The 18,970-nt window shown below is 55.0% G+C and carries 18 protein-coding genes; 17 read left to right on the plus strand and 1 reads right to left on the minus strand.

Annotated elements, in window-relative coordinates:
* Window position 1: 1 nt before the first annotated feature.
* From PUV47_RS01165 to PUV47_RS01245, 17 genes are all read left to right on the plus strand, one after another.
* Window positions 2-352, plus strand: coding sequence for a pentapeptide repeat-containing protein (locus tag PUV47_RS01165; RefSeq protein WP_274216614.1), 351 nt, complete (start codon window positions 2-4; stop codon window positions 350-352).
* Window positions 349-2,445: an NADH-quinone oxidoreductase subunit NuoG gene (gene nuoG, locus PUV47_RS01170; protein ID WP_274216615.1), complete on the plus strand. Its 2,097-nt coding sequence runs from the start codon at window positions 349-351 to the stop codon at window positions 2,443-2,445. The genes PUV47_RS01165 and nuoG overlap by 4 nt, the downstream gene beginning before the upstream one ends.
* Window positions 2,446-2,456: 11 nt before the next feature.
* Window positions 2,457-3,506 (plus strand): NADH-quinone oxidoreductase subunit NuoH, encoded by a 1,050-nt coding sequence (nuoH, locus tag PUV47_RS01175; RefSeq protein ID WP_274216616.1) that lies wholly within the window; start codon window positions 2,457-2,459, stop codon window positions 3,504-3,506.
* A gap of 11 nt (window positions 3,507-3,517) precedes the next feature.
* A complete protein-coding gene (locus PUV47_RS01180; protein ID WP_274216618.1) occupies window positions 3,518-3,760 on the plus strand; it encodes a hypothetical protein in 243 nt (80 codons plus the stop codon).
* 30 nt (window positions 3,761-3,790) lie between these two features.
* A complete protein-coding gene (gene nuoI, locus PUV47_RS01185) occupies window positions 3,791-4,279 on the plus strand; it encodes an NADH-quinone oxidoreductase subunit NuoI (protein ID WP_274216619.1) in 489 nt (162 codons plus the stop codon).
* A gap of 85 nt (window positions 4,280-4,364) precedes the next feature.
* Window positions 4,365-4,979, plus strand: coding sequence for an NADH-quinone oxidoreductase subunit J (locus PUV47_RS01190; RefSeq protein ID WP_274216620.1), 615 nt, complete (start codon window positions 4,365-4,367; stop codon window positions 4,977-4,979).
* 110 nt (window positions 4,980-5,089) lie between these two features.
* Entirely contained in the window at window positions 5,090-5,398 is a 309-nt protein-coding gene (nuoK, locus tag PUV47_RS01195) for an NADH-quinone oxidoreductase subunit NuoK (protein ID WP_028480897.1), read from the plus strand.
* Between the two features lie 7 nt (window positions 5,399-5,405).
* Window positions 5,406-7,382: an NADH-quinone oxidoreductase subunit L gene (nuoL, locus tag PUV47_RS01200; protein WP_274216621.1), complete on the plus strand. Its 1,977-nt coding sequence runs from the start codon at window positions 5,406-5,408 to the stop codon at window positions 7,380-7,382.
* Window positions 7,382-8,905 (plus strand): NADH-quinone oxidoreductase subunit M, encoded by a 1,524-nt coding sequence (locus PUV47_RS01205; RefSeq protein ID WP_274216622.1) that lies wholly within the window; start codon window positions 7,382-7,384, stop codon window positions 8,903-8,905. The genes nuoL and PUV47_RS01205 overlap by 1 nt, the downstream gene beginning before the upstream one ends.
* Before the next feature lie 20 nt (window positions 8,906-8,925).
* Window positions 8,926-10,368 carry an NADH-quinone oxidoreductase subunit NuoN gene (nuoN, locus tag PUV47_RS01210; RefSeq protein WP_274216623.1) on the plus strand — a complete coding sequence of 481 codons (1,443 nt, stop codon included), beginning with the start codon at window positions 8,926-8,928 and terminating at the stop codon, window positions 10,366-10,368.
* A complete protein-coding gene (locus PUV47_RS01215) occupies window positions 10,369-11,148 on the plus strand; it encodes a biotin--[acetyl-CoA-carboxylase] ligase (protein ID WP_274216624.1) in 780 nt (259 codons plus the stop codon). It begins immediately after the preceding gene.
* Window positions 11,149-11,241: 93 nt separating this feature from the next.
* Window positions 11,242-12,909, plus strand: coding sequence for a ribonuclease J (locus PUV47_RS01220; protein ID WP_274216625.1), 1,668 nt, complete (start codon window positions 11,242-11,244; stop codon window positions 12,907-12,909).
* A gap of 97 nt (window positions 12,910-13,006) precedes the next feature.
* Window positions 13,007-13,411, plus strand: a complete 405-nt coding sequence (gene mce, locus PUV47_RS01225) for a methylmalonyl-CoA epimerase (protein ID WP_274216626.1) — start codon at window positions 13,007-13,009, stop codon at window positions 13,409-13,411.
* Between the two features lie 28 nt (window positions 13,412-13,439).
* A complete protein-coding gene (locus tag PUV47_RS01230) occupies window positions 13,440-13,709 on the plus strand; it encodes a DUF1467 family protein (RefSeq protein WP_274216627.1) in 270 nt (89 codons plus the stop codon).
* A 450-nt stretch (window positions 13,710-14,159) separates the two neighbouring features.
* A complete protein-coding gene (gene proS, locus PUV47_RS01235; RefSeq protein WP_274216628.1) occupies window positions 14,160-15,491 on the plus strand; it encodes a proline--tRNA ligase in 1,332 nt (443 codons plus the stop codon).
* Window positions 15,492-15,606: 115 nt separating this feature from the next.
* Window positions 15,607-16,896: a lipoprotein-releasing ABC transporter permease subunit gene (locus PUV47_RS01240; protein WP_274216629.1), complete on the plus strand. Its 1,290-nt coding sequence runs from the start codon at window positions 15,607-15,609 to the stop codon at window positions 16,894-16,896.
* A gap of 11 nt (window positions 16,897-16,907) precedes the next feature.
* Window positions 16,908-17,639 (plus strand): ABC transporter ATP-binding protein, encoded by a 732-nt coding sequence (locus tag PUV47_RS01245; protein ID WP_274216630.1) that lies wholly within the window; start codon window positions 16,908-16,910, stop codon window positions 17,637-17,639.
* Window positions 17,640-18,395: 756 nt separating this feature from the next.
* On the opposite strand, the gene PUV47_RS01250 is transcribed toward PUV47_RS01245, so the two are convergent.
* Window positions 18,396-18,926: a helix-turn-helix transcriptional regulator gene (locus tag PUV47_RS01250; protein WP_337994489.1), complete on the minus strand. Its 531-nt coding sequence runs from the start codon at window positions 18,924-18,926 to the stop codon at window positions 18,396-18,398.
* Window positions 18,927-18,970: the final 44 nt, after the last annotated feature.

Here is an 18,970-nt window from a genome sequence, read left to right on the forward strand (position 1 = left end):
CATGAAGTTCGAAGGAGAAAAGCATCGTCTTACTGCAACGGGGAGCGATCTGTCTGGCTCCATGTTTGTTGACTGCAACCTTTCAGGGCTAAGTTTCAACGACGTGAACCTCTCAGGCGCTGCCATTGACGATGCGAACCTCTCCGGGTGGTCTGTGTTTAACGCAAACATGTCGGGTTGGTCCGTTGATCAGGCCAATCTCTCAGGGATGCGGATAAAGAATGCCAATTTGGCAGGCTGTGACATTTCCGATAGCCGCTTGATGGGCATGACCATTGATGGAATTGAAGTGACTGAGCTTCTGGAAGCCTATGAGCGCCAGCAAGCAAGTGGTAAGGACGCCAACGCATGACCAAGATTGTCGTCGACGGCAAAGAAGTTGAAGTTCCAGCGGAATATACGCTGCTGCAGGCTTGTGAAGAAGCGGGCGCTGAGGTGCCGCGCTTTTGCTACCATGACCGGCTGTCCATTGCTGGCAACTGCCGCATGTGCCTTGTTGAGGTGAAGGGTGGACCGCCAAAGCCGGTTGCATCCTGCGCCATGAACGTGCGCGACATGCGTCCGGGCCCAAATGGTGAGCCTCCGCAGGTGTTTACCAAGAGCCCGATGGTTAAGAAGGCACGAGAAGGTGTGATGGAGTTCTTGCTCATCAACCACCCTCTGGATTGCCCGATCTGTGACCAGGGCGGTGAGTGTGACCTGCAGGATCAGGCGATGGCCTATGGCGTGGACAGCTCCCGTTTTGACGAGAACAAGCGTGCGGTTGAAAACAAGTACATCGGCCCACTTGTAAAGACTGTGATGACGCGTTGCATTCACTGCACACGCTGCGTTCGCTTTACGACTGAGGTGGCGGGTGTTTCGGAGCTGGGGCTAACGGGCCGCGGTGAAGATGCAGAGATCACAACCTATCTGGAAAGCGCGCTTTCCTCTGAGCTTCAGGGCAATGTGATTGACCTGTGCCCGGTTGGTGCGCTCACCTCCCGTCCATACGCTTTCAATGCACGTCCTTGGGAGTTGACCAAGACCGAAGGCGTTGACGTGATGGACGCTCTTGGCTCTGCCATTCGCATTGACACTCGTGGCCGCGAAGTCATGCGCATCATGCCGCGGACCAACGAAGCGGTTAACGAAGAGTGGATCTCCGACAAGACCCGCTTCATCTGGGATGGTTTGAAGACACAGCGCCTTGATCGCCCATATGTAAAGCGTGATGGGAAGCTTGGGGCTGCAAGTTGGCAGGAAGCCTTTGAGCTGGTTGGCGATAAGGTGAAGGCCGCGGGCGGCGCACGGGTAGGTGCGATAGCTGGTGATCTTGCAGCCGTTGAAGACCTTTATGCGCTCAAGAGCCTTATGACCTCAATCGGATCGGCAAATTACGACTGCCGACAGGATGGCGCGCAGCTTGATCCACGTCTTGGCCGTTCAACCTATCTATTCAATACTACGGTCGAAGGTATTGAAGACGCTGATGCAATTTTGCTGGTTGGCGCGAACCCACGACATGAGGCGGCGGTCCTGAATGCCCGCATTCGCAAGCGCTATGTCGCAGGACAAATTCCGATTGCACTCATCGGGCAAAATGTGGACCAGACCTACCCGGTTGACTATCTGGGCGCTGGAACGGATACGCTTGCAGAACTGGTTGCTGGCAAGGGGGCTTTCTTCGAAACGTTGAAGAAAGCAGCCCGTCCGATGATCATTGTCGGTGAGGGCGCAGTTGCCCGCGAAGATGGTCAGGCAATTCTTTCTGCGGCTGCCAAGTTGGCCCAGTCTGTTGGTGCCTTGGCTGACGAGTGGAACGGTTTCAACGTTCTTGCGACGGCTGCGAGCCGGGTTGGGGGGCTCGACATTGGTTTTGTCCCACAAGAGGGTGGCTTGACGACCGGCGGCATTCAAAATGCAGCAGGCAAAGGCGAGTTGGACGTTGTCTTCCTGCTCGGTGCTGATGAGCTGGACATGGCTTCTTTCGGTGATGCTTTTGTAGTTTACATCGGTACCCACGGTGATCGTGGTGCGCACCGCGCCGACGTGATCCTTCCTGCAGCTGCATATACTGAAAAACCTGGCACCTATGTGAACCTCGAGGGCCGCGTTCAGCTTAATCCACGTGCTGCGTTCCCTCCGGGAGATGCACGTGAAGATTGGGCTATTCTGAGAGCGCTTTCCGCCCACACAGGTCAGGCGCTACCATTTGATAGCTTTAATGATCTTCGCAGTGCGCTTTACAAGGATCATCCGCATCTTCTGGGTGTAGACCAGATCGAGAAGGGCGCAAGCGCTGACATTGCCAAGCTCGCTGAGCTGGGCGGCGACATGCAGGGCTCCACCTTCGTGTCGGCTGTAACCGATTATTACATGACAAACCCGATTGCACGCGCATCGGCGGTGATGGCGGAGTGTTCTCAGCTCGCCAAGTCACGGTCGCTTGAGGCGGCAGAGTAGGGGCGGGGGATATGGCTGAATTTTGGACCGACTACGGTTTCCCGTTCATCATCATGTTGGCGCAAAGTGCGCTGCTGATGGTGGTGCTTCTATTGATCGTAGCTTACATCCTTTACGCAGACCGTAAGGTCTGGGCAGCAGTTCAAATCCGCCGTGGTCCTAACGTTGTGGGTCCTTGGGGGTTGTTCCAGAGTTTCGCGGACCTTTTGAAGTTCGCTCTCAAGGAACCCGTTATTCCAGCAGGGTCGGACAAGTTCCTGTTTTTGTTTGCGCCGCTGATTACAGTCATTCTCTCATTGGCCGCCTGGGCCGTGATCCCGGTGGCTGATGGATGGGTGATTGCTGACATCAATGTGGGCATCCTTTACGTCTTTGCAATATCTTCCTTGGGTGTTTACGGCGTGATCGTTGGTGGTTGGGCATCCAACTCCAAGTATCCATTCCTGTCCGCACTGCGCTCTGCGGCGCAGATGGTTTCCTATGAAGTCTCGATTGGCTTTGTGATTGTAACCGTTCTGCTGTGCGTAGGTTCGTTGAACCTCACCGATATTGTCGAAGCGCAACAGACCGGCCTTGCCACGATGTTGGGCGTGCCGTGGCTGACCATCTTGAACTGGTTCTGGCTGCCGTTGTTCCCGATGTTCGTTGTGTTCTTCATCTCCGCGCTTGCTGAGACCAATCGTCCTCCGTTCGATTTGGCTGAAGCTGAATCCGAGCTGGTTGCGGGTTTCATGGTCGAATACGGCTCCACCCCATACATGATGTTCATGTTGGGGGAATATGTGGCCATTGCGCTGATGTGTTCTTTGACGACCATCTTGTTCATGGGTGGATGGTTGCCACCACTGGACATTGCGCCGTTCACCTGGGTGCCGGGGTTTGTCTGGTTCTTGCTCAAGTCGCTTCTGGTGTTCTTCATGTTCGCCATGGTGAAGGCGATGGTTCCACGGTACCGCTATGACCAGCTGATGCGCTTGGGTTGGAAGGTCTTTCTGCCGCTCTCGCTGTTCATGGTGTTTGCAGTCGCTGCGGTATTGATGGCAACCGGCTGGGCACCATAAGGGGTTCAGCAGTGATTGAACTGACACTGGCTGGTGCCATTGGTGCGGCGCTTGGAGCCTACATCGGGTGGCTGGACTGCAAGATCCTTTGGGGGACATTGCAGGCAGCTGTCACGAAACGAAAGCAGACCGGCGCAACAAGCGCTGCTTCCCTGGAACGGGCGGAGCCGCACCTGCGCAAACTGATATTTGTCATAACGATGTTTGGGTTTCCCATCATCGGATTTCTCGCCGGACAGACCATTGCCGGATGAGACCTGTCGTTAAGGAGAGGCTTTAGAGCTATGAGACTCGATCAGGCCGCAAAATCGTTGCTTTTGAAGGAGTTCGTCTCGGCGTTCTTTCTCGCCATGCGTTACTTCTTCAAGCCGAAGCCGACGATCAATTATCCGTTCGAGAAGAACCCGACAAGTCCGCGTTTCCGCGGAGAGCATGCACTGCGCCGTTACCCCAATGGGGAAGAACGCTGCATTGCCTGCAAGTTGTGTGAAGCGATCTGCCCAGCACAGGCGATCACGATCGAGGCAGGGCCACGCCGTAACGATGGCACCCGCCGCACAACACGCTACGACATTGACATGACCAAGTGCATCTACTGCGGCTTCTGTCAGGAAGCTTGCCCGGTTGATGCAATTGTTGAGGGGCCGAACTTCGAGTTTGCCACCGAAACCCGCGAAGAGCTGTTCTATGACAAGGACAAGCTGCTCCAAAACGGGGACAAGTGGGAGCGTGAAATCGCCCGCAATATCGAAATGGACGCACCGTACCGCTAAGTCGCGGACGGGGATAACTTTCGCCCTCTCAGTGCCGCTTTCGGGTGGCTTTGAGGCGGCACACTTAAGGACAAAGGCAACCCTAATGGTTTTGCAGGCCCTTTTCTTCTATCTGTTCGCCGGGATCGCCGTGGCGTCTGCCTTCATGGTCATTGCCTCCCGTAACCCGGTGCATTCCGTCTTGTTCCTGATCTTGTGTTTCTTCAACGCAGCAGGGCTGTTCATCCTGATCGGCGCCGAGTACCTGGCCATGCTTTTGGTGGTTGTGTACGTGGGTGCGGTGATGGTGCTGTTCCTGTTCGTTGTGATGATGCTGGATGTTGACTTCGTCGAGATGCGCCAGGGCTTCCTGCAATACCTGCCTGTAGGGGGATTAATTGGCTGCATTCTGCTTGCCGAACTCCTCATGGTGGTGACTGGTTGGGTTATCGCGCCGCAAATTGTCGGCGAGGGCGCTCTGCCGATTGCCCCTGCTGGCGATGTGCAGAACATTCGGGCGATCGGTGATGTGCTGTACACCCGCTACATCTACTTCTTCCAGGCTTCAGGTCTGGTGCTGCTGGTGGCGATGATCGGGGCGATTGTTTTGACCTTGCGCCACAAGGAAGGCGTGAAGCGTCAGGACATTTCTGAACAGGTTGCGCGCGGCCCGGAAACCTCCATCGAGGTGGTACAGGTCGAGAGCGGCAAGGGAATTTAAGTTGCGCTGATTTTGCGTTGCTTTGAATAAAACGCGTACATACCCGGTCGAGCGGTCTCCATCCAGACCGGGTTCACTCAAAAACTTACGGGGAGCACTGCGAGGCGCCCATGGAAATTGGACTTTCGCATTATTTGTCGGTGGCAGCGATCCTCTTCACGATCGGTGTCTTCGGGATCTTCCTCAACAGGAAGAACGTTATCGTCATTCTCATGTCGATCGAACTTCTGTTGCTGGCGGTCAACATCAACCTGGTGGCCTTCTCGGTTTTCCTGTCAGACCTCATGGGTCAGATCTTCGCGCTGCTGGTCTTGACGGTCGCAGCGGCTGAAGCGGCCATCGGTCTCGCGATCCTTGTGGTCTACTTCCGTAACCGCGGCTCCATTGCCGTGGAAGACATCAACATCATGAAAGGCTGAGGGGCAGATGTATTCGGCAATTGTTTTCCTGCCACTGATCGGATTTCTGATCGCCGGCCTGTTTGGGCGGGCTATCGGGTCCAAGGCCAGTGAGTACATCACGTCCGGCCTTCTGATCGTATCCGCTATTCTGTCTTGGGTGGCATTTGCTCAGATCGGTCTGGGCTCCTCCGAGATGGTGCAGTATGACCTGCTGCGCTGGATCAATTCCGGCGATCTGGAGATCAACTGGTCAATCCGAGTTGATACCCTGACCGCCGTCATGCTGGTTGTGGTGAACTCCGTGTCCGCTTTGGTGCATGTTTACTCCATCGGATACATGCACCACGATCCGGACCGGCCGCGCTTCTTTGCGTACTTGTCTCTGTTTACCTTTGCCATGCTCATGCTGGTGACCTCTGACAACCTTGTGCAGATGTTCTTCGGCTGGGAAGGCGTGGGTCTAGCGTCCTACCTTCTGATCGGCTTCTGGTACAAGAAGCCATCTGCAAACGCTGCGGCCATGAAGGCATTCGTCGTGAACCGTGTGGGTGACTTCGGTTTCTCCCTCGGCATTTTCGGCTGCTTCGTGATCTTCGGCGCGGTGGACCTGCCCACGATCTTTGCCAATGCACAGAGCGTTTCCCAAGGTGAGGGGGAGGTTATGACCTTCCTCGGCTATCAGCTGAATGGCGAAGTGGCCGTGACGGTTGTCTGCCTGCTGCTCTTCATGGGGGCCATGGGTAAGTCCGCTCAGTTCCTGCTGCACACCTGGCTGCCTGATGCGATGGAAGGTCCGACCCCAGTGTCGGCGCTGATCCACGCGGCAACCATGGTGACCGCTGGTGTGTTCATGGTGGCGCGTTTGTCTCCAATCTTTGAACTGTCTCATGTGGCGCTGACCGTTGTGACCCTGTTTGGTGCAACAACGGCAATCTTCGCGGCGACCGTGGGCTGTGTTCAAAACGACATCAAGCGCGTGATTGCCTACTCCACCTGTTCGCAGCTGGGGTACATGTTCGTGGCTCTGGGCGTTGGTGCGTACAGCATCGGTGTGTTCCACCTGTTCACGCACGCCTTCTTCAAGGCGCTGTTGTTCCTTTGCGCCGGTTCCGTGATCCACGCGGTGTCCGACGAGCAGGACATGCGGAAGATGGGTGGCCTGCGCAAGCACATTCCGGTGACCTACTGGACCATGATGATCGGCACGCTGGCACTTACCGGTTTCGGTATTCCGCTGACCTACATCGGGACTGCTGGGTTCATCTCCAAGGATGCGATCATTGAAGCGGCTTATGTGGGGCACAATGCCTTTGCAAGCTACGCGTTCTGGATGACTGTTGCTGCTGCGTTCCTGACCAGCTTCTACTCCTGGCGTCTGACGTTCATGACTTTCCACGGCAAGCCTCGGGCTTCTGCCGATGTGATGAGCCATGTGCATGAAAGCCCATGGGTGATGACTGTGCCGCTGCTGCTGCTTTCTGTCGGTGCGCTGTTTGCCGGTATGGCTTTCAAGGCCAACTTCTTTGGTGAAGCCTATGATGCCTTCTGGAAGGGATCGTTGTTCGTCTCAAGCGAAAACCACATCCTTCATGAGATGCACCATGTGCCGGTATGGGTTCGCCTGTCTCCATTCGTGATGATGGCCTCTGGCTTCCTGCTGGCCTGGCAGTTCTACCTGCGCAAGCCGGAAATGCCAAAGGCACTGGCTGCTCGCCACGACGCGCTCTACCGCTTCTTGTTGAACAAGTGGTACTTCGATGAGCTCTACGACATTCTGTTCGTTCGCTCATCCATGTGGCTGGGCCGCTTCCTGTGGAAGCGTGGTGATGGAACCGTGATTGATGGCATGGGCCCAGACGGGGTTGCTGCCCGCGTTCAAGATGTGACCGCTCGCGTGATCCGTCTCCAGTCTGGCTACATCTATCATTACGCATTTGCGATGCTGATCGGGGTTGCCTTCTTCGTTACCCTCTCAATGTTCTCGGGCGGGGGAGCCCAATAATGAGCGATTGGTCCATTCTCTCCATTACCACCTTCCTTCCGTTGGTTGGTGTGCTCTTCATCCTGCTGGTTCGCGGTGACGATGAAGAGGCCAAGAAAAACATTCGCCGGGTGGCGTTGATCACCACCTGCTTCACCTTTGTCATTTCCCTGTTCATCTGGGGTGGGTTCACCTATGAGAACCCTGGTTTCCAGATGGTCGAGAAGTATGAGTGGCTAGGCGGTGCTTTCTCCTACCACATGGGTGTGGACGGCATTTCGATGCTGTTTGTCATTCTGACCACGTTCCTGATGCCATTTTGTATTCTGGCAAGCTGGAACAGCATTCAGAACCGTGTGAAGGAATACATGATTGCGTTCCTGGTGCTGGAAACACTGATGATCGGTGTGTTCTGTGCGCTGGATCTGGTCCTGTTCTACATCTTCTTCGAGGCTGGCCTCATCCCGATGTTCCTTATCATCGGTGTGTGGGGTGGTGCCCGCCGCGTGTATGCAAGTTACAAGTTCTTCCTGTACACGCTGCTTGGCTCCGTCTTGATGCTGATTGCGATCATGTCCATGTACTGGCAGGCCGGTACGCTGGATATTCCGCAGTTGATGCAGCACGATTTCCCGGCGAGCATGCAGACGTGGCTGTGGCTGGCGTTCTTCGCAAGCTTTGCGGTGAAGATGCCGATGTGGCCGGTGCATACCTGGTTGCCAGACGCCCACGTTGAAGCGCCAACAGCCGGTTCGGTCATTCTTGCGGGTATTCTTCTGAAGATGGGTGGTTACGGCTTCCTGCGTTTCTCTTTGCCAATGTTCCCGTTGGCGAGCGAGATGTTCGCGCCGTTCGTGTTCACCTTGTCTGTGGTGGCCATCGTCTACACCTCTTTGGTGGCGCTTGCTCAGGAAGACATCAAGAAGCTGATCGCTTACTCATCCGTTGCGCACATGGGCTATGTGACCATGGGTATCTTCGCGATGAACGAGCAGGGCATTCAGGGCGCGCTGTTTCAGATGCTGTCACACGGTATCGTTTCTGCCGCACTCTTCCTGTGCGTTGGTGTGATCTACGACCGCATGCATACGCGTCAGATTTCGGCTTATGGCGGTCTCGTCAACATCATGCCGAAATACGCCGTCGCCTTCATGATCTTCACCATGGCCAATGTGGGTCTGCCTGGAACATCCGGCTTTGTGGGTGAGTTCCTGACGCTGGTTGGTGCTTTCCGCGCCAATACCTGGGTTGCTCTGTTTGCCACCTTGGGTGTGATCTTGTCTGCCGCCTATGCGCTTTATCTTTACCGCCGCGTTGTGTTTGGCGCGCTGGAGAAGGAAAGCCTGAAGGCCATGCTGGACTTGAACGCGCGTGAGAAGGTGATCCTGATCCCACTGATCATTCTGACCATCTTCTTTGGGGTGTATCCGGCACCGGTGTTCGACGTGACACAGGCTTCCGTTGACGCGCTTATTACGAACTACCAGACAGCGATTGAACTCGGCACCAAGGCCGTGGTTGATACCGCTGGTCTGAGCCATTAATTCGACAGGACACTGACACCATGCAAGCTGAGATTTTACAATTTAGCGATCTCGCCCCGGTCTTTCCGGAGCTGCTTCTGGCGGTGGGTGCGCTGGTTTTGTTGATGGTTGGCGCCTTCGGGGGCAATCGCTCCACCTCCGTGGTGACGGGGATGTGTGTTGCCCTGTTGGCCATTGCCGGTTTGATGCTGGTCGTCTCGCCGAACTACGGCGAGGTGTTCAACGGTTCCTTCGTACAGGATGCTTTTTCCCGTTACATGAAGGTTCTGGTTCTGATCGGTTCGGGCTTTGCCATTGCCATGTCCGTGGCATATGCCCGCTCTCAGAACTTTGACCGCTTTGAGTACCCAATCCTCATTCTGCTGGCGACGCTCGGCATGATGATGATGCTTTCTGCGGGCGACCTGATTTCCATGTATCTGGGTCTGGAGCTTCAGTCTCTGGCGCTTTATGTGGTTGCGGCAATCAACCGGGACTCCGTGCGGTCCACGGAAGCGGGCCTGAAGTACTTTGTGCTCGGTGCGCTTTCTTCCGGTATGCTGCTTTACGGCATGTCCTTCATCTATGGCTTTACCGGCCAGATCGAGTTCTCTGCGATTGCTGAAACTTTGACCACTGAGCGTGCGTCTCTGGGGCTGGTGTTCGGTATCGTGTTCATGCTGGCGGGCCTTGCATTCAAGATCTCTGCCGTGCCGTTCCACATGTGGACCCCTGATGTTTACGAGGGCGCGCCAACCCCTGTGACCGCGTTCTTCGCGGCTGCGCCAAAGATTGCGGCGTTTGGCATGATGGTGCGTGTGCTGGTGGAAGCGCTTGGCGGTGTTCTGCTGGATTGGCAGCAGATCATCGTGTTCATGGCGATCATGTCCATGGCTCTGGGTTCCTTCGCTGCAATTGGCCAGAAGAACATCAAGCGACTGATGGCGTATTCCTCCATCGGTCATATGGGCTATGCCATGGTTGGTCTGGCCGCTGGCACGGCTGTTGGCGTTGAGGGCGTGATTGTTTACATGACCGCCTATCTGGCAATGACCCTTGGCGCGTTCGCCTGCATCCTTTCCATGCGCCGCAAGGGCGGCATGGTGGAGGAGATTGCGGACCTTTCCGGTTTGTCGCGCACCAACCTGCCAATGGCCATTCTGCTGGCGTTCATCATGTTCTCCCTGGCTGGTATCCCGCCATTCATCGGGTTCTTTGCCAAGTTTTACGTGTTCATCGCAGCGGTTGAAGCAGGGCTCTACCCCCTTGCAATCATCGGTATCCTGACCAGTGTTGTCGGCTGTTACTACTATCTGCGTGTCATCAAGGTGATGTTCTTTGATGAGCCTTCAGATGAGTTCCTGCCAATGTCCGGTGAAATGAAGATTGTTTTGGGTATCTCCAGCGCCGTTATTTGTCTATTTATTCTGGTACCCGGACCAATTGTTGAGGCAGCAAGCGCTGCTGCAAATACGCTGTTCTAAATGAGCCAGACTAAATTGCATTTACGAGACAAGGGCCCGGTGTCATCTGCACCGGGCTTTACTTTTGAACATTACGATAGCATTGGGTCCACCAATAGCTATGGCATCGATCTTGCCAGGCAGGGGCACCCCGGCCACCTTTGGCTGCGAGCTGAAGAGCAGACCGAGGGACGTGGCCGAAGGGGCCGTGCGTGGACCTCTGACCGAGGCAACCTGTTTGCTTCCGTACTGCTGCGCTTTGACAAGCTGGATGAGACGGCGGTGCAATTTCCATTCGTTGCTGCGCTTTCTCTGGCGGATGCGGTGGAAAAAGCCTGCGGCGTGACCCATCTGGTAGAGCTGAAATGGCCCAATGATCTTCTCATCAATGGGGCTAAGATTTCAGGAATTTTGCTTGAGAGTGAAAGCCATTCCTCCTATGGGTTCTATCTGGTCTGCGGTTTTGGCGTGAATGTTGTTCACCACCCGGACCTTGGCCTTTATAAAACAACGGACTTGCGCAGCTTGGGCTTCCAGTGCAATGCAGACTTGTTGTTTTTGAAACTGGCAGAAAGTTTCGAGCATTGGCTGGGCACTTGGTCCAAGCCAAATGGCTTTGATGTGGTGCGAAAGGCTTGGCTGGAACGCGCCATTGGGGTTGGGGAGCAGATACGTGTGCGCCTGACCCGGGAAGAATTCAGCGGACGCTTTGTCGATATCGATCATTTCGGCCGGTTGATCCTGAAGATGGACAGCGGCGAAACGCGGCTGGTTTCCGCAGGAGACGTGTTTTTTTCCTGAAGCATGGCTGCATCAAGCATGTGGCTGTCTCGTCCGGCGCCGTTATTCGGGCTGCCCGAGACCGTTTCAGGACGTTTGGAAAGGTAATTCAATATGTCGAGCGAAAATCAGCTCGTGTTTTTGCCCCTCGGGGGCGTTGGCGAAATCGGGATGAACCTTGGCCTTTATGGTATGGGCCCCGAAGATGACCGCACTTGGCTGGTCGTTGACTTTGGCGTTTCTTTTGCCGGGCCCGAGCTGCCGGGCGTTGATCTTGTGCTGCCGGATATTCGTTTCTTGCAGGAAGAACGCAGCCGTATTGCCGGTATCGTGATTACGCACGCCCATGAAGACCACTATGGTGCGCTGCCGTACATCTGGAACCTTGTTGAGGCGCCCGTATATGCCACGCCATTTGCCGCCGGTTTGCTGGAGGCAAAATATGGCGTTGACGGCGAGCAGGTGGACATTCCGGTCACCATTGTCAATCAAGGCGAGCGTCTCAACATCGGGCCGTTCGACGTTGAGCTTTTGACCATGACCCACTCGATCCCCGAGCCGTGTGGCCTTGCCATTCGCGCCAATGGGCAGATGGTGGTGCACTCTGGCGACTGGAAGATTGACCCCACACCGGGTGTCGGCAAATCCATGGATATGGACCGGCTGCGGGAGCTGGGAGAGGAGGGTGTTGACGCCCTGATTTGCGACAGCACCAATGCCGTGCGCGATGGCGTGAGCCCCAGTGAAGCGGAAGTACAGGCGGAACTGACACGGATTATCAAGGAAGCGACCGGCCGTGTGGCGGTGACCACCTTTGCCTCCAACGTGGCGCGCATCCGCGCCGTGGCCGAAGCGGCTGCAGCAGCGGAACGTGAGATCGTGGTGGTGGGGCGCTCCATGCTGCGGGTGATCGAGGTTGCCAAGGAACTGGGCTATCTGGATGGCTTGCCGCCGTTTCGTGATGAAGAGGCCTATGGCCACTTTCCTCGGGACAAGGTGGTGATGATTTGCACCGGGTCGCAAGGGGAAAACCGGGCGGCGATGGCACGCATTGCGGCGGACAATCACCGCCAGATCGCGCTGACTTCCGGGGACACCGTGATTTTCTCGTCTCGAACCATTCCGGGCAATGAGAAGGCCGTAAACACGGTGATCAACTCTTTGGTGTCACAAGGCTTGAAGGTGATTACCGACCGGGATGCGCTTGTGCATGTTTCCGGTCACCCACGCCGCGGTGAGCTGGATCAGCTTTACAACCTTTTGAAGCCGAGGAAGGTGATCCCCGTCCACGGGGAGGCGCTGCATTTGGCCTGTCACAAGGACTTTGCGCTTTCCAAGGGCGTGAAGGATGTGAAGATCATCAAGGACGGCGACATGGTGCGCCTTGCTCCGGGGCCGTTGCAGGTGATCGACGAAGCGCCCGTCGGCATCATGGTGCGTGATGGTGATCTGTTGATGCTGCCGGAAGAGGCTGGCGTTCAGGAACGTCGCAAGCTTTCGTTTGCGGGCACTGTTGTGGTGTCGTTGGCAGTTAGCTCCAAGGGGGAGCTGCATGGCGACATCGATGTGGTGCTCTTCGGCATTCCGGAGTTCAACCGGGATGGAGATCCTTTTGAGGATCTGGTGCATGAAGCCGTTTATGGGGCCGTGATCAGCATTCCCAAACCACGGCGCAAGGATGTTGATCTTGTAACCGAGGCGGCACGCCGGGCCGCGCGCTATGCCGTTGTCGAACATTGGGGCAAGAAGCCGTTGTGCCGCGCCCTGGTGCGCAAGGTGTAAGCTTCTATCCGCGACATATACGCACTAGAACGTATGGGGCGCTGGACATTTCTCCCGAAATCTGGTCCATCTAACACTGGTTTTCGGGAGGAGAACGATGATAGGGCGGCTGAATCATGTGGCCATTGCCGTTGCCAATATGGACGACGGCCTGAAGGTTTATCGCGATGGGCTGGGGGGCGTTGCTTCTGAGAAGGTGGCGCAGCCGGAGCATGGCGTGTCCACGGTGTTCATTGAATTACCCAATACCAAGATTGAGCTTCTGGAGCCGCTTGGCGAGAACTCTCCCATCACTTCCTTTGTGGAGCGCAATCCCGCCGGTGGTATCCACCACGTGTGCTATGAGGTGGAGGACATTGTGGCGGCACGCGACAAGCTGGTGGCGCAGGGCTATCGCATTCTGGGGGATGGGAACCCCAAGATCGGCGCCCACGGCAAGCCGGTTTTGTTTCTGCACCCGAAAGATTTCCTCGGCACCTTGACCGAGCTGGAAGAAGCTTGAAGCCAACAGTTAGGAAGAGGGGATAAGCGTGTCACTGGCGTTGGGCCTTGCGATCTATTTCATGATGTGGTGGATCCTGTTTCTGGCGATCCTGCCCTTTGGTGTGCGAACAGCAGATGAGCTGGGCGAGGATGTGGTGCCGGGAAGTGCGGAAAGTGCGCCGGCGCACCCGTTGATGCTGCGCAAGGTGATCGCTAACACAATTGTGACCACGGCATTGTTCGTGGCGGTTTATTACGTTTTGGAATCAGGAATGGGAACGCAAATTCTTGATTTCGCCGGTCGCTACATGAACTAGCTTCATCAGGACAAAAAAAAGCAAGGCTTAAAAAGCCTTGCTCATCAAAAAGTTCCGCGTCTACTTGCCTTCGTTTGCGCCGTTTGTTGACGCCGGCTGCAACCGCTTCAAGCGTGCGCCAGAAGGCCTTCCTCCCAAGACTCAGACCGCGATGCTATCCGGGTGTTTTTCAACCCCAGATCTTTTTATTGACAGGAATATAACAAGGTGACACGAGTTTGTCATTATTTAGTAGCTGGTGGCCTAATCTTTAATCCTGCCCAAATTTTAAGCAAAAAAAGTGACTGTTGACCAAGCTCAACGCGCGGGGAAAGGGGCTGTGCCCAGACGTTTTCAGCTGGTAAAACGCCGCTAACACCGCCCATTTCAACATCAGGGCTTGTCTTTTCTCAGCGGGTTTGCTTTGAGTGCCTATCGTTCAAGGCTAACCAAACTTCAAGAGTTCAACCGATGCGTTTGTCCCGATATTTCCTGCCGATCCTGAAGGAAACTCCGAAAGAAGCGGAGATTGTATCCCACCGTCTCATGTTGCGCGCTGGTATGCTGCGTCAGCAGTCCGCCGGGATCTATGCTTGGTTGCCTCTGGGCTATCGGGTTTTGATGAAGATCCAGCGCATTGTGGAAGAAGAGCAGAACCGTGCGGGCGCTGTGGAGCTATTGATGCCGACCATTCAGTCTGCAGATTTGTGGCGCGAAAGTGGGCGCTATGAAGCTTATGGCAAGGAAATGCTTCGCATTACGGACCGCCATGAGCGTGACATGCTGTTTGGGCCGACCAATGAAGAGATGATTACGGACATTTTCCGCAGCTACGTCCGGTCCTACAAGGATCTGCCGCTGAACCTCTACCACATCCAGTGGAAATTCCGCGACGAGGTACGTCCTCGTTTTGGTGTAATGCGCGGCCGCGAGTTCCTGATGAAGGATGCATATTCGTTTGATCTTGATCAGGAATCTGCACGCCATGCCTACAACCGCATGTTTGTTGCCTACCTGCGCACCTTTGACCGAATGGGCTTGAAGGCCATTCCAATGAAGGCGGATACCGGCCCGATTGGGGGGGATCTGTCACACGAGTTCATCATTCTTGCCTCAACCGGTGAGAGCGAGGTGTTCCTGAACAAGGACATCCTTGATCTGCCTATCCCAGCTGAAGACACAGACTTTGACTCTGATCTCAGCCCAATCATCACGGATTGGACCACCCCTTATGCTGCAACCGATGAGATGCATGACGAAGAGGCATTTGCAGCCGTCGGCGACGACAAGCAAGTATCTGCTCGCGGTATCGAAGTGGGGCACATCTTCTACTTCGGCACCAAGTATTCAGAGCCAATGGGTGCCAAGGTGACCAACTCCGAGGGCGTTGAGGTGCCTGTTCACATGGGGTCCTACGGTGTAGGCGTGTCCCGTTTGATGGCTGCGTTGATTGAGGCCAATCATGATGATGATGGCATCATCTGGCCGATGTCTGTGGCACCTTTCCATGTTGGTCTCATCAACATGAAGCCGGGCAGCGAAGCTGATGAAGCCTGCGAAAGCCTTTACAAGCAGCTTGAGGCTGCCGGCGTTGAAGTGCTTTATGATGATCGTGACACCCGTGCAGGTGCCAAATTTGCTGGGATGGATCTCATTGGTCTGCCGTATCAGGTGATCGTTGGACCGCGCGGACTGAAGACTGGCGAAGTCGAAGTGAAAAACCGCGCAACTGGAGAACGTGAGATGTTGTCCCCAGAAGCGGCAGCAGAAAAGTTGATTGCTGCGGTTCGGACACAAAGCTGATTAAACTTCAGGTTAAAGGAATCGCGCCATGTGATTGGCGCGATTTCTGTTCGTATGCGTTCATATCCTGCTCTGCCGCGTGCAGAGCGCCTGATCAGGGGAGTGCGGAAGCAAGATGACGGCTCAAACACAAACGGAGCAGCTCACCCGTGCAACACGCCCATTTGCGGCGTTCGAGTGGATGCTGGCGGGCCGATATCTGCGATCCCGGCGCAAGGAGACCTTTATCTCCGTGATTGCGGGCTTTTCCTTTTTGGGCATCACCTTGGGCGTTGCAACGCTGATCATTGTGATGGCGGTCATGAATGGCTTCCGGGCTGAGCTTCTCACTAAGATCCTTGGGATCAATGGCCATGTGCTGCTCCAGCCAATCGACTCGCGACTGGATGACTTTGATGCTGTGACAGGCCGCCTTGAAGGGCTGGATGGCGTGCGCTTTGCCATGCCGTTTGTGGAAGGTCAGGCAATGGTATCAGGGCCTGCCGCAGACCTCGGTGCTCTGTTTCGCGGCGTGCGCAAAAGTGATCTCGACAAACTGCCACTTGTTTCTCAAAACATAAAGGTGGGCACCCTTGAAGGGTTTGATGAGGGCCAGGGCATTGCCATCGGCACGCGTCTGGCGCGTTCCCTTGGCGTTTCGGTGGGAGATCCGATCCGTGTGATCACACCGCGCGGGGCCATAACGCCGATGGGTATGACGCCCCGTGTAAAGGCCTATCCGGTTGTCGCGCTCTTCGAAATTGGCATGAGCGAATATGATGGCACCATTGCCTTCATGCCTTTTGAAGAAGCCCAGCTTTATTTCAACCTTGAAGGTGTCGCGACCGGTGTAGAAGTCTATGCCGATGATCCTGACAATGTGGGCGCGGTGCGCAAGGCGGTGGAAGAAGGCGCTGGACGGCCGTCTTTTGTTACTGATTGGCGGCAGCGCAACATGACATTCTTTTCAGCGCTGGAGGTCGAGCGGAACGTGATGTTCCTTATCCTGACGCTGATCGTGTTGGTCGCCGCTTTGAACATCATCTCCGGAATGACTATGCTGGTGAAAGACAAGGGGCGGGACATTGCGGTCCTGCGCACGATGGGCGCCACCCGAGGCGCCGTGATGCGTGTCTTTGTGATCACGGGGGCCAGTATCGGCACCTTTGGAACCATTGCCGGTGTTGCGTTGGGTACTGTTGTTTGTTGGAACATCGAAAGCATCCGGCAAGGCATATCCTGGCTGACCCGTACTGAGCTGTTTTCACCAGAGCTTTACTTTCTATCCAAGTTGCCAGCAGAAATGGACTCCACAGAGACATTGGCAGTTGTGGCAATGGCGCTTGGCTTGAGCTTTCTTGCTACAATCTACCCGGCGTGGCGCGCAGCGCGCCTCGATCCTGTTGAAGCGCTGAGGTACGAATAATGAATGCGCCGATGAAGAAAAGCTTTTCCTCGGAACAGCAAGACCGCCGCGTTGCTTTGAGCTTGAGGAGTGTCTATCGCAGCTTCTCGGAGGCGCATGGCATTTTAGAGATCCTCAAAGGGGCCGATCTTGATCTTTATGAAGGTGACCTTGTTGCGCTTGTGGCGCCTTCTGGCTCAGGCAAATCGACCTTGATGCATATTGCCGGGCTGTTGGAGAAGCCAGATTCAGGCGAAGTCTATGTTGGTGGGCGGGCTTGTGGATCACTCGGCGATGATGACCGAACGGCCATACGCCGTACGGAAGTCGGTTTCGTCTATCAGTTTCACCAGTTGCTTCCCGAGTTCACGGCGCTTGAAAACATTGCCATGCCGCAGATGATAAATGGCTTGGCGCGCAAGGATGCCGAAGAGCGATCCAGACAATTGTTGAAGTACATGCGCCTGCAAGATCGGGAAACCCATCGCCCATCAGAATTGTCGGGCGGTGAGCAGCAGCGGGTTGCCATTGCGCGTGCCGTGGCCAACGCGCCGCGCATCCTTTTGGCAGATGAGCCAACTGGAAATCTGGATCCCAAGACATCCGCGTATGTTTTTGACGCTTTGCGCGCATTGGTAAAAGCCTCAGGCGTGGCCGCCTTGCTTGCGACCCACAACATGGACCTTGCAGCGAAGATGGACCGTTGCATTACTCTTCAGGACGGGAAGGTTGTGGAGCTCAAGCGGGTTCCAAAGGCGAGATAACTGCCAACCGAGCCCGGTCCCAGCTACGACCCGTTGTGCAACGGACGACCAAGCTCCCTAGTTTTATTAGATTGTCAAAGAACACACCTGTTCCTGCGAGTGCGGGAGCAGGTGTTTTGTTGCATGCGTGTAGGGAGACACTTGAACTTGGAGTAGACGGGAATATCCGGGATTAGGCGGTCTTTGGCGGTTATATCTCTGATTTCGTGAAAGAAATTGACATTAAAAGATGTCTATTCCGAGTGCTCCAATGGACACTTGTTTTTAGAGTAAACTGGCAGTTGGACACTTGGATTTGGAGTTCGAAGGTTGCTGTTGAGTGTCACGTTCGAGGCTTCGAAGGCCGTTCGAAACCGCAGATTACCGCCATTTTTCCAAGTGTTCAAACCTTCTGCAGCTGCTCTCTCCAGCCCCGCAAACAATCAGAGAAGTCTAACATTTTGTTAGACTTCCATTAGCGGCAGAGTTCTGCCGTTTTTGAAGGATTTGGCTTTTGAGAAGATTAATCAAATTCTGAAGGATTTTGCCGAATTCACGGGTTTTGGTGCGCTGGCTCCCATTTTGCCTGGCTGGGGACGCTCTGGCTTCGAACGCTCTGTCAGAGGGCCTTCGAAAGACCTTCGAGAAACCTCAGGAACGCAGCCCAGATTATGCTTGAAACGGGTGTGCGGAAGGCTTTTGCAGCTTTTGGATGTGCGTAGTTGCTTGTTGCAAACCCTGACGGAAGATATGGGAACTTCGCCGTGAGGAGTAACCTCAAGCCTGGCGTTTGCTGGATGTGTCTTCAGCAGGTGCGGTGGTGAGTTGTTTCTTGAGGCGCTTGTGAAGCAGGCTCATGAGCGCTTGGCGCTCTTCGTCGTCTTGGGGATCTTCCGCCATGGCAATGTATTCTTCGTATTTATCCATGGACAGGCGTGCCAGGTCGCGCTCTGTGATGCGGGCCCCCACTTCCTTATAGGTGCGGCCAACGACCTCCAGCACGCGGGCAAAGAACTCTTTGTCCATACTGGTTGGCCGCGCTGTTTCTTGCTCATCCAGGCGCATGGGGCCTTCACCGAGAATAAGCCAGTTCAATGATAGGTCGTGTGCTTTGGCGATTGCTTTAAGAACGTCTGCATTCGGGAGGCTCTTTCCCGTTTCATAATCACGATATGTGTGGGGCGATAACCCCAAACGCTTGCAATAGTCCACACGTTTTTCGTCGCCGCGTACGTCGATAAGCCTTTGACCTAATTGGGTTTTCGATTGTGCAATACGCGCCATAGATAGATAAGCACAGAAATCCATCTTTTGCCGTTTACTTAAAGATGGAAATCTATCAATATCCTTTT

It is taken from the genome of Pseudovibrio exalbescens (assembly GCF_028737195.1).
Taxonomy (GTDB): Bacteria; Pseudomonadota; Alphaproteobacteria; order Rhizobiales; family Stappiaceae; genus Pseudovibrio; species Pseudovibrio zosterae.

Bases quoted from the DNA above. Each gene is read 5' to 3' on its own strand.
- nuoI (WP_274216619.1), top strand. From the start codon at position 3,791: ATGAGACTCGATCAGGCCGCAAAATCGTTGCTTTTGAAGGAGTTCGTC.
- PUV47_RS01250 (WP_337994489.1), bottom strand. From the start codon at position 18,926: ATGGATTTCTGTGCTTATCTATCTATGGCGCGTATTGCACAATCGAAA.
- nuoN (WP_274216623.1), top strand. From the start codon at position 8,926: ATGCAAGCTGAGATTTTACAATTTAGCGATCTCGCCCCGGTCTTTCCG.
- PUV47_RS01220 (WP_274216625.1), top strand. From the start codon at position 11,242: ATGTCGAGCGAAAATCAGCTCGTGTTTTTGCCCCTCGGGGGCGTTGGC.
- nuoG (WP_274216615.1), top strand. From the start codon at position 349: ATGACCAAGATTGTCGTCGACGGCAAAGAAGTTGAAGTTCCAGCGGAA.
- PUV47_RS01205 (WP_274216622.1), top strand. From the start codon at position 7,382: ATGAGCGATTGGTCCATTCTCTCCATTACCACCTTCCTTCCGTTGGTT.
- nuoL (WP_274216621.1), top strand. From the start codon at position 5,406: ATGTATTCGGCAATTGTTTTCCTGCCACTGATCGGATTTCTGATCGCC.
- PUV47_RS01240 (WP_274216629.1), top strand. From the start codon at position 15,607: ATGACGGCTCAAACACAAACGGAGCAGCTCACCCGTGCAACACGCCCA.
- nuoK (WP_028480897.1), top strand. From the start codon at position 5,090: ATGGAAATTGGACTTTCGCATTATTTGTCGGTGGCAGCGATCCTCTTC.
- PUV47_RS01215 (WP_274216624.1), top strand. From the start codon at position 10,369: ATGAGCCAGACTAAATTGCATTTACGAGACAAGGGCCCGGTGTCATCT.
- PUV47_RS01245 (WP_274216630.1), top strand. From the start codon at position 16,908: ATGAAGAAAAGCTTTTCCTCGGAACAGCAAGACCGCCGCGTTGCTTTG.
- PUV47_RS01190 (WP_274216620.1), top strand. From the start codon at position 4,365: ATGGTTTTGCAGGCCCTTTTCTTCTATCTGTTCGCCGGGATCGCCGTG.
- PUV47_RS01165 (WP_274216614.1), top strand. From the start codon at position 2: ATGAAGTTCGAAGGAGAAAAGCATCGTCTTACTGCAACGGGGAGCGAT.
- proS (WP_274216628.1), top strand. From the start codon at position 14,160: ATGCGTTTGTCCCGATATTTCCTGCCGATCCTGAAGGAAACTCCGAAA.
- nuoH (WP_274216616.1), top strand. From the start codon at position 2,457: ATGGCTGAATTTTGGACCGACTACGGTTTCCCGTTCATCATCATGTTG.
- mce (WP_274216626.1), top strand. From the start codon at position 13,007: ATGATAGGGCGGCTGAATCATGTGGCCATTGCCGTTGCCAATATGGAC.